Annotated in this window: 10 protein-coding genes; 3 read left to right on the top strand and 7 right to left on the bottom strand. The window is 48.4% G+C overall.

Annotation, left to right across the window (positions count from 1 at the left end; genetic code table 11):
* Positions 1-24 precede the first annotated feature (24 nt).
* The 3 genes from FDF36_RS00755 to FDF36_RS00745 all read left to right on the top strand — a co-directional run bounded on the left by FDF36_RS00755 (position 25) and on the right by FDF36_RS00745 (position 4,955).
* Entirely contained in the window at positions 25-2,619 is a 2,595-nt protein-coding gene (locus FDF36_RS00755; protein WP_220389954.1) for a glycoside hydrolase family 2 protein, read from the top strand.
* Positions 2,620-2,643: 24 nt separating this feature from the next.
* Positions 2,644-3,915: a replication-associated recombination protein A gene (locus tag FDF36_RS00750; RefSeq protein WP_005808784.1), complete on the top strand. Its 1,272-nt coding sequence runs from the start codon at positions 2,644-2,646 to the stop codon at positions 3,913-3,915.
* A gap of 83 nt (positions 3,916-3,998) precedes the next feature.
* Positions 3,999-4,955 carry a D-2-hydroxyacid dehydrogenase gene (locus FDF36_RS00745; protein ID WP_005776688.1) on the top strand — a complete coding sequence of 319 codons (957 nt, stop codon included), beginning with the start codon at positions 3,999-4,001 and terminating at the stop codon, positions 4,953-4,955.
* Between the two features lie 2 nt (positions 4,956-4,957).
* Here FDF36_RS00745 and FDF36_RS00740 read toward each other — a convergent pair whose 3' ends face one another.
* From FDF36_RS00740 to FDF36_RS00710, 7 genes are all read right to left on the bottom strand, one after another.
* A complete protein-coding gene (locus FDF36_RS00740) occupies positions 4,958-6,469 on the bottom strand; it encodes an STM4011 family radical SAM protein (RefSeq protein WP_220389953.1) in 1,512 nt (503 codons plus the stop codon).
* Between the two features lie 13 nt (positions 6,470-6,482).
* Positions 6,483-7,763 (bottom strand): STM4012 family radical SAM protein, encoded by a 1,281-nt coding sequence (locus tag FDF36_RS00735; protein WP_220389952.1) that lies wholly within the window; start codon positions 7,761-7,763, stop codon positions 6,483-6,485.
* The gene (locus tag FDF36_RS00730; protein ID WP_044299678.1) at positions 7,760-8,611 is read right to left on the bottom strand and encodes an STM4013/SEN3800 family hydrolase; all 852 of its coding nucleotides are present in this window, start codon (positions 8,609-8,611) and stop codon (positions 7,760-7,762) included. Before FDF36_RS00730 ends, FDF36_RS00735 begins: the two co-directional genes overlap by 4 nt.
* A complete protein-coding gene (locus FDF36_RS00725; RefSeq protein WP_220389951.1) occupies positions 8,598-9,608 on the bottom strand; it encodes an STM4014 family protein in 1,011 nt (336 codons plus the stop codon). Before FDF36_RS00725 ends, FDF36_RS00730 begins: the two co-directional genes overlap by 14 nt.
* A gap of 4 nt (positions 9,609-9,612) precedes the next feature.
* The gene (locus FDF36_RS00720; RefSeq protein ID WP_032540562.1) at positions 9,613-10,677 is read right to left on the bottom strand and encodes an STM4015 family protein; all 1,065 of its coding nucleotides are present in this window, start codon (positions 10,675-10,677) and stop codon (positions 9,613-9,615) included.
* A 122-nt stretch (positions 10,678-10,799) separates the two neighbouring features.
* Positions 10,800-11,948, bottom strand: a complete 1,149-nt coding sequence (gene cydB / locus FDF36_RS00715; RefSeq protein WP_220389950.1) for a cytochrome d ubiquinol oxidase subunit II — start codon at positions 11,946-11,948, stop codon at positions 10,800-10,802.
* A 25-nt stretch (positions 11,949-11,973) separates the two neighbouring features.
* Positions 11,974-13,527 (bottom strand): cytochrome ubiquinol oxidase subunit I, encoded by a 1,554-nt coding sequence (locus tag FDF36_RS00710; RefSeq protein ID WP_005776681.1) that lies wholly within the window; start codon positions 13,525-13,527, stop codon positions 11,974-11,976.
* Between the last annotated feature and the right edge of the window lie 19 nt (positions 13,528-13,546).

Genomic DNA, 13,546 nt, shown 5'->3' with positions numbered 1-13,546 from the left:
TTCACACTATAAAACCTCAATACGATGAATTTCACAGTACACACCTGCAATGGCATGAAGCTATGGTTGGTTTTTCTTATGTTAAGCAGTGCAATCCATGTTTGCCGGGCGGATTCTCCACGACAAACCATCAACTTCAACCGAGAATGGAAATATTGCCGGGGAGACTTCAAGAGTGCTTCCCGACCGGATTTTGACGATTCCGACTGGGAAAGGACGGGACTTCCCCACTCTTTCAGTACTCCATACTTCATGTCGAAAGATTTTTATGTAGGTTACGGATGGTACCGCAAAGCCTTTCCGATAAAGAAAGAAGTGCTTGGCAAAAGGAGCTTTCTTGAATTCGACGGTGTATTTCAGGAAGCAGAAGTTTTTGTGAACGGACATCGGGCAGGAACCCACCAAGGAGGATATACCGGATTTTCCATTGATATATCGAACTATCTGAAAGAAGGAAAAAACCAGATAGCGGTTCGGGTTAACAACTGCTGGCGACCTGACCTCGCTCCACGTGCAGGCGAACATGTATTCAGCGGAGGCATTTACAGGAACGTACGCTTAGTGATCAAAGAACCGACCTATATCGATTGGTATGGCACATTGGTCACCACACCGGACTTAGGAGAAAAAAAGGGAAAGTCAGGGAGCGTCCACATACGGACAGATGTATGCAATCGTTCCGGAAAAACAGAAACTTACCGACTTCTGACCACTGTTATCGATCCCCGAGGCAAAGAAGCGGCTTCTGTTTCTACATCACAATCATTGCCGGACAACGCAACCTACACATTTGAGCAGCAAACCCGCGAGATTCAGGCACCGGAACTGTGGCATCCCGATCATCCTGCACTTTACAAAGTGGTCAGCTCGCTTTACCACGGAGAAAAATTGATAGACCGCTATGAAACGTCTTTCGGATTCCGCTGGTTTGAATGGACACCGGACCGGGGATTCTTCCTGAACGGGGAACATTATTATTTTAAGGGAGCCAATGTTCATCAGGATCATGCCGGATGGGGAGATGCCGTGACCGAAACCGGTATGCGAAGAGATATCCGTCTGGTAAAAGAAGCCGGCTTCAACCTGATACGAGGTTCGCATTACCCCCATTCACCGACTTTCTCACAAGCATGCGATGAAATAGGTATGCTATTCTGGGCAGAGAATGCATTTTGGGGAATCGGAGGTCACAAAGGAGATGGCTACTGGAACGCAAGTGCATATCCCGTAAATGAAGCAGACAGGGCAGGATTTGAGAGCAGTGTAAAAGCCCAACTGAAAGAATTGATCCGCATCCACCGCAACCATCCTTCTATTGTTGTATGGAGTATGAGTAACGAACCGTTCTTTACCGCACCCGAAACGATCGACCCGATGCGCAAGTTACTGTCAGAAACCGTCAAACTCTCCAAGCAACTCGATCCAACCCGTCCGGCGGCCATTGGCGGTGCTCAACGTCCGTTGGGAGAGAAACGAATTGACAAGTTGGGTGATATAGCCGGATATAACGGTGACGGTAGCTACATCCCCGAGTTTCAGCAACCGGGCATACCGACGGTAGTTTCAGAGTATGGCAGCACGACAGCCGACCGTCCGGGAGAGTACGATCCGGGCTGGGGAGACTTGGCAAAGAATAATGCGCAAAATGGCTTTGCCTGGCGTAGCGGACAAGCCATCTGGTGCGCATTCGACCACGGGAGTATAGCCGGAAGTGCTCTTGGGAAAATGGGAATTATCGATTATTTCCGGATTCCCAAACGTGCCTGGTATTGGTACCGCAATGCCTACAAAGGGATTGCTCCGCCGAAGTGGCCAGAGGCAGGAACACCTGCACGCATTGCCCTGACAGCCGATCAAACGAACCAGATAAAGACAGACGGGACAGATGACGTTATGTTGTCGGTAACCATTCTGGATGCAGACGGTAAACCGGTCAACAATTCTCCGGCAGTCAGCCTCAACATCATATCCGGTCCGGGAGAGTTTCCTACCGGTACCTCGATCCTATTTGAAAAAGAGAGTGATATCCGTATTCTCGATGGAAAAGCCGCGATTGAATTCCGGTCATACTATGCCGGAGAAACCGTGATACGGGCTACCTCGCCGGGGCTCGAGCCTGCCGAGATCACACTCCGGTTCATCGGAAGCACTCCTTATACCGAAGCCTGCAAAGTGAAAGACCGACCTTATACACGTTTTGAGGTTCAGGATAAAACAGATAACCTGCAAACCTTCGGGCCCAATAATCCGACCTTCTGCAGTTCATCGGCCGACGGACACTCGTCCGCATTTGCTGCCGATGGAGATGGAGCCACCTATTGGCAAGCTGCCGGCAACGACCCGGAACGCTCCTGGACATTGGACACAGAGAAAGGCTTGTCCATACGCCACATCCGAATCGCATTTCCGGATACGGACCATTACCAATACAAAGTGGAGGCATCGATGGACAGAGAACACTGGACACTTATTCCGGATCAGACCAACTATAAACAAAACGAGAACATTCGGATGATCCAGGTTGTTCCGGGTATACAGGGACGTTTCATACGTATCAGTTTCATCGGAGAAAAAGCCGCTATCACAGATGTACAGGTGATGGGGACGGTGATCGACTAATAAACAGATTCATTACAAATAGATATGCAACCATTAGCGGAAAGGCTACGGCCAAAGACATTAGATGATTATATCGGTCAGAAACACCTTGTGGGACCGGGTGCTATCTTGCGCAAGATGATTGATGCAGGACGTATCTCTTCATTCATCCTGTGGGGGCCTCCGGGGGTCGGTAAAACAACACTGGCCCAGATAATAGCCAACAAGCTGGAAACCCCTTTTTATACACTGAGTGCCGTAACATCGGGCGTAAAAGACGTACGCGAAGTGATAGATCGCGCCAAAAGCAACAAATTCTTCACTCAGTCCAGCCCCATCTTGTTTATCGACGAAATACACCGATTCAGCAAATCTCAGCAGGACTCGTTGCTGGGAGCTGTCGAGCACGGAACAGTTACTCTGATAGGTGCCACCACGGAAAACCCGTCTTTTGAGGTAATCCGCCCACTCCTCTCCCGTTGCCAGCTCTATACACTGAAGTCTCTGGAGAAAGAGGACCTGCTGGAATTGCTTCAACGTGCCATCACTACCGATACCGTACTGAAAGAACGTAAAATAGAACTGAAAGAAACCAGTGCCATGCTTCGTTTTTCGGGAGGCGATGCCCGCAAGCTGCTGAATATACTGGAACTCGTAGTAGAGTCGGAAACGGAAGAGACCGTAGTTATCACTGACGATCTGGTAACCGAACGCTTACAGCAGAATCCGCTGGCTTATGATAAAGACGGCGAAATGCATTACGATATTATTTCGGCATTTATTAAATCGATCCGGGGCAGCGATCCCGACGGTGCCATTTACTGGTTGGCACGTATGGTAGAAGGAGGAGAAGACCCGGCATTCATTGCCAGACGTCTGGTCATCTCGGCTTCGGAAGACATTGGCCTGGCCAATCCGAATGCACTGCTATTGGCTAATGCCTGTTTTGACACGTTGATGAAAATAGGCTGGCCGGAAGGAAGAATCCCATTGGCGGAAACCACCATTTATCTGGCAACCAGCCCTAAAAGCAACTCAGCCTACAATGCTATCAACGATGCACTGGCATTGGTGCGCGAAACCGGCAACCTGCCGGTACCTCTGCACCTGCGCAATGCTCCCACCAAACTGATGAAGCAGTTAGGATATGGCCAGGAATATAAATATGCCCATAATTATGAAGGTAATTTCGTAAAACAACAATTCCTGCCGGACGAAATCAAGAATAAGCAAATATGGCAGCCCCAACACAACCCGGCTGAACAGAAACATGCCGAACGAATGAAACAACTCTGGGGAAATGAAAAGAACTATTAAACATCTGTAATTGTTTTATTAGATAAAGAGTTATTAATTCAGTATTCAAGTACACAAACTTAATACTTAACACCTAATAATTTATGAAGATAGTAGTTTTAGACGGCTATGCCGCCAACCCCGGAGATCTGAACTGGGATGAATTGAGAACTTTAGGTGAGTGTGAAATCTATGATCGCACAGCCCCCGAAGAGGTGCTTACACATGCGAAGGATGCCGAGGCCATCCTTACCAACAAAGCCGTGATCACCGCAGAGCACATGGCCTCTTTGCCTAACCTGAAGTATATCGGCGTAATAGCCACCGGATATAACATTATTGATATTGCGGCAGCCAAAGAACGCGGTATTGTGGTTACCAACATCCCGGCTTACAGCACTCCATCCGTCGGACAGATGGTTTTTGCCCATATCCTGAATATCACTCAGCGAGTGCAACACTATGCAGACGAAGTGCGTGGAGGGCAGTGGACCCGGAATCAGGATTTTTGTTACTGGGATACCCCGCTTATAGAGCTGTTAGGAAAGAAAATCGGTCTTATCGGACTGGGACAGACCGGATATAATACAGCCCGTATCGCAATCGGGTTCGGAATGAAAGTGTGGGCCTATACCTCCAAGTCACGGCTTCAGTTGCCTCCCGAAATCAGAAAAGCGGAACTCGACCAGATTTTCCGTGAATGCGACATCGTCAGTCTGCATTGTCCGTTAACGGAATCAACCCGTGATCTGGTTAATGCCCGTCGCCTTGAACTGATGAAACCAAACGCCATCTTAATCAACACCAGTCGCGGCCCTTTGATCAATGAACAAGACCTGGCAGACGCCCTGAATAATTATAAGATTTATGCCGCCGGATTGGATGTACTCTCCACCGAGCCTCCACGTGCGGACAACCCATTGCTGACTGCCAGAAATTGCTATATCACCCCGCATATAGCCTGGGCTACTTCCGCCGCCCGTGAACGTCTGATGACCATTCTGGTTGACAACCTGAAAGCATACATCGGTGGAAAACCCATAAACAACGTAGCCAAATAAAATCAGATATCAAAAAAGACAGGAATACTATCGGGATTCAGAATATATCCCGATAGTTTCTTCAACTCTTCTTCCGCATCCATCACTGCACAAGAATAACCGGCAACAGACATCATCGGCCAATCGTGCATCGTATTACCTACCACCAGAATCTCCCGCAAAGAGATTCCCAATCTCGAACATAGAGTCATCAGTCCATTCTTCTTTCCCGCCCTGCTGTCCACCACTGTCAGCAACCGGCCTTCCTGATACAGTTGATATACCTCCCCCTCCAATCCGGCCGACAACCGAGTAGCTTCCCGGACAGTAGGCGCAAGCACGGCACACTTAAAGATTTCTCCTTTCCAAGTATAACGAGTGATCCGGCAACCGGGGAAATCAAGAGTCACAGGATGTTCAACCGGAACACATTCAACGGTATCTTCATAACACAGAAAGCCCCCATCGGCAAAAACCCCTCCCGAAAACAAGTCGAACACATCACCAAGCCGCTTCTTGGCGTGTGCCATCGGCAAGGCAGTACTCAGGTACAGAGGTAAGCGGCCGGACATATATTTTAGTGCAGAAACGGTACGCCCGGGAATCCTCCCCTGCGCATCTGTCAATGTACCGTCAATATCAAAGAATACAGCCCTGACCTTTTTCCTCTCTGGTATACGCCACAATGCCCCTTCTCCCATCATTCTTCTCAGAGGCGTATCCCGCAGATTGCTGAAAGCAATATAGCAATCGCATACTTTACGGAGACAAGAAGGCTGAAGGAGAGAAGTAGAATCATCGTAGAAATTCCCTGTCCGCACCCCACTTCTCGGGCAGGCATACATCCCCCCTTCCCGATCAACAAACAGACTCTCTCTGCCTCCGGAACAATTATTCAAACATGCCTTTGCGTTCCGCCGATCATAATCGAACAAATTATCCATCTCGTTAAAAAAACGGACATCTTCCTCCGAAAGCGGTTTTCGTAAACCTTGCATTGCGTTCACAAACAAGTAGACCGACGGATCCAGCAGCAGCCTCAACCTCCGGATCTGTTCCTTTGCCGAAGGATCACCAACCACTCCCGCACAGACCTCAATACCAGCCGCATGCAGTTTTTCTATTTTAGACGCAAACTCTGTGACATCCGCCATCTCAGGATGGTAGCTCGCCCAGAATTTGATTTTGGTGACATCTGCCCGAGCCTCTTCAACTTCATCCAGAAAACGGGAAACTGAAAAGGACAGGTTGGTCTGACAAGAAACCCCGGCCACATGGGGCATGGCAGCCAGACGAATGATACCTTCTCTGTAATACCGATGTATCATCGCTTCTCCATAAGGAATAATCAGAATACGCAACGCCCCATGCTTCCACTGACTGATACGTGAAATAAAACGGTGCAGCGCTTCCCGGTCACTATCCGTATCGGCAGATGCGGATTTCCTGCCAAACGGACAATACGAACATGTATAGTTGCAATATTCCAGACTGCCCCTATAATAGATATTCCGGATAGTACTCAAAGCCCCCATTGTGCAAAGTTGATCAAGGATATATATACTCGGACATCAGTCTCCTTACGGCAGGTGAAACAAAAGACTGGCCGATGTAATCGGAGTAAGCCATTCCTTCCTCCGTAAGAAGCAGAACCCGGTTTTTCTCTTCAATCCACCCCCGGTCTGTAAATTCCCGGAAGAGCGTTCTGTCCGGCTCCTTACCAAAACGTTGTTCATACTCCACCGTGTCCAGCCCCCGATAATACATCAGGTTCTTTATAATAAACCTTATTTGTACCTCTTCCGCGGAAAGCAAATAACCATTGGTTACCGTCAAAAAATCAGTAGTCCGGATATAACGGTCTATCTCTCCAGCTATGGCTTCCTGCCGCACAGCGTATGGAGTGGCATAATGTAAATTTCCCAGATAGCTCCGTCCCCCGGAACCACAGGACAGCATGGTTTCATCGCCACAGGAGAACTCCAGTTCCACTGTTTTCCGTTTAACAAAGCGACGCATGGAAGTCTGCACAAATCCCTGCTCCACCAACAGTTCACGAGCTGACCTGTAAATAGCATAGCACATGTCATCCGTTGAACGTACATCGATACGTGTACCCGGCCGGACATAAAGAGGATAAATAAATAATTCGTCGGGGCGATAAGTAAGCGCAGTGGTAAGCGAGTGAATAAAGCTATCCACCGTCTGTCCCTCAATGCCATAAATCAGGTCGAGGTTCAACTGCGGGAAGTCCGCTTCCCGAATATTTTGAAGTGCATCGATCACGGTAGCAAGCACAGGCCTCCTTTTCAGTTTTTTCAACTCCGCATCATTGAAACTCTGTACACCCATGCTCAACCGTTCCACCCCCCTCGTCCGCAATTGCCGCAAAACTTTCTTGTCGGCATACTCCGGTGAAGTTTCGATGGAAGTGAATACCTCCGAAGGACGTACGCCGAACAGCTCGGCTATGCAAAACAGTTCATCCAACTGCTTTTCGTTCAGAATAAGCGGAGTACCTCCCCCAACTGCAAACGAAGTAAATTTCAGATCTTGTGCCGCCACGGACAACTGTTCTGCCTGACGGCGCATCGTACGGAGATATGCCGAGATACGCCCTCCATCACAGCTCTGCTGTGAAAACAGATTGCAATAACCGCACTTATGGGCACAGAAAGGGATATGAAAATATAGACTTGCCTGCCCCCCTGCCAACCGTTCAAAATAAGGGGCAAGAGAGACCGGAGGATTAAAAGTACGGTAAGCCGTCTTATGCGGATAACTGTACATATAGCTGATATATCGTGAAATCTGCTGCTGATCGTTCATTTTCTGAGAATAAAATGTTTATAAGGCACCGTATATACCTTCTCGTGGGAAATGCAGTGATACTCGTAACCGTCCTCACCATAACAGGTGCCATGATCGGACAAAGCAATGACCAATGTATCCGAACGTCTTCTGAAAGCCTCGAACAAGCGGGGCAATTGACTGTCAACGTATCGTAAAGCCGCAGCATGCGACTCTTTGTCGTCTTTCTTCTTACCCTCTACATAATGGCAGTTGGGATAATGGATGGCCGAGAAATTGATATACATGAATACTCTCCGGTCCGCCGGATACTTTTCCAGTTTACCGACAGCAAAATCCACCTGATTGGCGGCACTGTTCTTATCCGTGCAGCCAAAAGCAGGCAGCCAGTAACTTTTATTGAAATAACCGGGAAATACCCTTCCGATGTCATTCCGTTTACTGAAAAAGCTGACTCCGCCGATACAGATGGTTTCATAACCGATATTGGACAGGCTCTGTACGAATGTAGCTTCTTTAAAAGCATAACTGCCCTCCGGAGGTATGCGCCCCGTGCCGGCCTGAAAAGGGAAAAAAAGCCACTTCCGGCTGCGCAACACATGGGGTTCGGCAGGTGAAGGCAAGAATCCGGCAAAAATGGCGAAATGCGAGGGATAGGTAAAATTGCCGGGAGCATGCCTCTTCTCCCAGCCACTGCCATAGCTATTCAGTACGGGAGTTCCCCCGGAAGCCTCTTCGGCCACACTGACGTCATAGCGCAAGGTGTCGAAACAGAGCATCAGTATGTCATGCGTGCCCACAATTCCATTCATATCTATATCCGGTTTCCGGTCTTGCTTACCGGATGGCAGTTCATCTATTTCCATTGAAAAGTGATTCTATCGTTCTTATCTGATTGGTGTATATCTTATTCTCCGTAAACATATCCTGATAGATATGATCTCCCTGTCCGTTCACCTCTATAATATAAGGTGTATCCGTGTTCCGTGCAATCAGCACATCTATGCCTGCATACCGCAGTCCCAGAGCCCGCGTGGCGGCAATGCTCCGGCAAAAAAGCTCCTCACGGACGGAAGGTGCAAGCGAAAGCTCTCCGAACAGCCTTGCTTTGTTGTTCAGATGAAGATTGGTTATGGCACCTTTGCTACAACGTATCACGACATAGTCGACTTCATCTTCCCTACAGACAACACGCAAGTCATAATTCTCCCCTTCCAGTTTTTCTTTTACCATCCACTCTTCAAGGACAGCTCCGCATCGCATGACTTCTTCTGCCAGCACAGCAATCTCTTTCCGGTTTGTCAACCGGCAGATACGTTTTTCATTACAAGCATGATCTCCCGCCCAACGCATGGTCGTATAAGCCACCCATTCGTCCCGGCGATGATTGTATCTGACAGCCATTACCCCTCCGGCTCCGGAGCCATAGCGAGGTTTAAGAAACCCTCCCCTCTTCTGTCGGTAAAGCAGTTCGGCCAGTTCATCAAAAGTGCGTAGTGCCGCCGAGAACAACGGGGTTGTTTTCAAGCCTGCCCCGGCCAGTTTCTGCTGAGTGCGGACCTTATCCAAAGCACAGAGAATTGCACTCGGCTCGTTCAGAAAATGCACGCCCTCCGGTCTATCCACAGCGGCTAAGCGCCTCAACATCTCCCTGTAATCCCGGCAAAGCGAATTGTATTTCCGGAAGTCCGTTTCCTGAAACACCGGAGGTTCCAGCTTCACAACCGTATCACGATACTCCGGAAGAGTAGCCATCAACTCATCGTATGTGACAAAGCAGGTATCCGCCCCGAGGCTTCTACCCGCTTTGATAAAGTAGTCCGTACGTTTTGAAGTCGAATTACTGACAACACATATCTTCATTCATTTACTCCGTAATCATTGGGAAACTGTAATCATCATCATACTCTTGTGAGTCGGAAACGTCGATCTTCACCGGCAGTGCCTTCTGCAACTCCTTTTTCATCTCGTCACTCAGGTAATTGTATTTCATATTGATAAACTTCAAGTGGCTGATCTTGTCCACATGATCCAGCAACAGTTGTGCTCCCTTGTCTGTCAATACTCCGGCAGAGATATCCATCGTCTCCAGTTGGGGAAGAATATCCGATTCGAGGAACATCTCCACAACAGCATCTTGTTCTTCCGCATCGACAATGCCCAGCCATTTCAGTTTAGGAAAACGGTCTTTGGAGAAGAGAGGCTTGAATACAGCCAGATCACCCTCAAATCCGTAGTCTTCCACTCCTACATAAAGGACCAGCTTTTCAAGGTTAGAGAGGTCGGATCCCAGAATGTCCTCCACCACCGAATCGGGCAGGCCACCACTGATAATCTCAAGTGACTTCAGGTTGGGACGAGGTTTCTTGCCAATGCTCAGATTATTGGTGCCTTTAATCTTGAGATTGTTCAGCAAGGGCATCACGTCCAACACCGGACCTAAATCCACCTGCTCAATCCAGGAGATCTCCTGTTCTTCAGAATCCATGTCTCCCCAGAACAGGCCCTCAAGATGGGCAAACTTTTCCTTATTCGCCACAATGCCGTCGGCAATAGCCGAGCAGTCCTCTCCGTCGTACCCCCAACAGCCGATCGTGATCTGCCTGAGCGACGGCAGCTTTTTATCCTTCAATATCCTATCCATCAAGTTCACGCCCTCTTCTGCCTCGTCATAGCTCAGCGCATACTTTTTAGCTTCCACCTTCATTTCCTTGGCAACCTCTTCCCGGGTTTCCACATATCCTTTCTTCGTCTTCTCCGCCACTAATTTGGCAGCGGCCTTTTCGGCCTCTTCGACCGACGAGAAATTCTTTACTTGTGTTTGTCCGTCTGTTCCCAACTTGCCATAGTTCACAACAACATCGGTTCCCCGAACATCGATGCTCCAGAACTTCTGAGACTTAAAGTCTTGAAATACAAATACTCGTTTCATAGTATGTCTGTTTAATTACTGATAAAAACAATGCTTATCCGCCTTCGTTTGTCAAGAGCAGATAAGCATCGCTACAAAAGTAATAAAATTCCGATATCCTGTACTTCTATCTGATAAAAATCTTAGTAGGCATGTCCGCCTTCGTCCATTTCCTTTGCATCGATCTTACGATTGTCGATGCTGCGCCAGGCGTAGAAGATGTAGGCGATGACAAACGGAACCAAGATAGAAACGTAAGCCATGGTTTTCAGCGTAAACTGGCTGGAACAACTGTTGGCAAGGGTGAGAGAGCTTTGTATATCCGTGTAAGACGGATAATAAGCTGTATTGTTATATCCGGCAGTAAGCAACAGTGCCAGGACGGTGAGTACCGTACCAATGCCGGCAAACCAGATCCCTTTATCGAATGTCTTCTTCAACATTGTTTTGCCAATGCCGAACAGCACCAGCACAACCCCTGCAAGGAATATAATCAGCACTACCGGCATTTCGATAAAGTTATTGAAATACTTATAAGGTTCCATATAGATCTCCTTTGTTTCCGGATTGACAGCATATCCGTCGGCCAGCAAAGTGCGGATCACAAAAGTTAGGAAGAACACCAGAAACAGAGCTGTATTCGCAATCAACGAACGACGGCACTTGCCGACGAGTTCCTTATCGGCTATGTTATTGATGAAATAGAGAGATCCCAGGATGCGTGCCAGAAAAAACACGGCCAGTCCCAGAATCACATTCCAGATATTGGTCAGCGCATCGAGCCCATGCCAGCCGTTGCCCCAATGGCTGATGACAGGCATAATCTCGTTCACCATATTGCCCTTATTGATATAAAAATCGGACCCTGTGAAGAAGGTAGCTACCGCACCTCCCAAGAGCAGAGGGCCGACCACACCGTTGATCACCAGAAAAGTACGGTAAGTCTTCTTCCCGAGCAGGTTGCCCGCTTTGCTCTGAAATTCGTAGCTGACAGCCTGCAATACGAAGCTGAAAAGAATGATCATCCAAAGCCAATAGGCGCCGCCGAAACTGGTACTGTAGAACAGAGGAAATGAAGCAAAAAACGCGCCACCGAAAGTGACCAGTGTGGTAAACGTAAATTCCCACTTACGTCCGGTGGAATTTACCATCATCTTGCGATGCTCCTCCGTTTTACCCAAACAAAACAGCAGAGAGTTGCCACCCTGCACAAACAGCAAGAATACGAGTATAGCCCCGAGCAGTGAGACTACCAGCCACCAATATTGTTGTAGAAAAATGTATGTACCCATAGTTTAAATGATTAATGGTTCGTGATTAATGATTAGCCGCCGGTCCCTTCTTGATCTCCCGGACCATGATGCCGATTTCCGCAATCAGCATTACCGTAAACAGAATAAGGAATATGAAGAATGTGGCCTGTACAGAGCCTACATCCAACTTTGAGATGGCTGCCGACGTGGGCAGCATGTCCCGTATCGCCCAAGGCTGGCGACCACATTCGGCCACTACCCATCCTGCCTGTCCGGCAATGTAAGCAAACGGAATGGTCCATAGTCCGATGTATTGCATCCATCGCATTTGCGACAGGTCTTTCTTATAGACAAAGAAGAGAATCGCAATGAAGAACAGGATAAAGTATCCACCCAAGATCACCATCACGCGGAAGGCATAAAAGTTGAGCGGCACATTGGGAACCAATTGGTTCACATCCTTAATATAACCATAACCAAAATAGGCAACATTCTCTTTCAGCGTGGCGGATGCCTGCTGCATAGCAGCCTCGTCACCGTCTTTTTTAGCCGCACGATAGGTGCCCAATGCAGTAATCGCTTTTTTACCCCGTTCTATTTTCTCGGCAGCCGAAAGCGCTTTCGTGCCGTCTTTCAGTTCGTATCCCCCCTCAATGATATTTTTGATGCCCGGCACAAAAGCATCTGCTTTACGCTCGGCCAGGAAGGAGAGCATCTTTGGAATCTCTATACGGAACAAAAACGGATTCTGACCGTCGTCATAAGTCTTCTTATCAGGATTCAGCACCCCGACAGCTACCAGCCCGGCTCCGTTCTGTCCTTCGTAATATCCTTCTACCGCTGCCAGTTTCATCGGCTGTGTTTGCGCAACGGCATAACCGGAACCGTCGCCGGTCCACACCGTCAGCACCGAAGCTACCAACCCGAAAATGGCACCAATCTTAATGCTGGCTATGGCAAACTCCTTGTCTCTCTTCTTCAGCAAGAACCAGCAACTGATGCCTATCACGAAAACAGCTCCCAGCACCCAACTCGAGAGCACCGTGTGGCAAAATTTATTAACGGCGACAGGCGAAAAGGCAACTGCCATGAAATCGACCATCTCGTTGCGCACTGTATCGGGATTGAACTCCATACCTACCGGATGCTGCATCCAGGCATTGGCTACCAGAATCCACCAGGCGGAGATCGTAGCTCCCAGTCCTGTGAGCCAGGTAGAAGTCAGGTGGAAACCTTTGCTGACCTTATCCCACCCGAAAAACATGACGGCAATAAACGTGGCCTCCATAAAGAAAGCCAAAATGCCCTCGATGGCAAGCGGCGCGCCAAAAATATCACCTACAAACCAGGAATAGTTACTCCAGTTGGTTCCGAACTCAAACTCAAGGATCAGTCCCGTGGCTACACCTACGGCAAAGTTGATACCGAAAATCTTCATCCAAAACTTGGCTGTCCGTTTCCAGAACTCATTGCCTGTTTTATAATAAAGGGTTTCCATGATACCCATAACGACTGCCAAGCCGAGAGTGAGCGGCACAAAAATCCAATGGTACATGGCTGTCAGAGCAAATTGGGCTCTCGACCAGTCAATAAGTGAAGTGTCAATACTTTCAATCATATCATTAGTAGTTAGAGTT

Source organism: Bacteroides fragilis, from assembly GCF_019583405.1.
In the GTDB taxonomy this organism is placed as follows: Bacteria; Bacteroidota; Bacteroidia; order Bacteroidales; family Bacteroidaceae; genus Bacteroides; species Bacteroides fragilis_B.
This window is presented reverse-complemented; position numbering and strand designations above follow the sequence as displayed.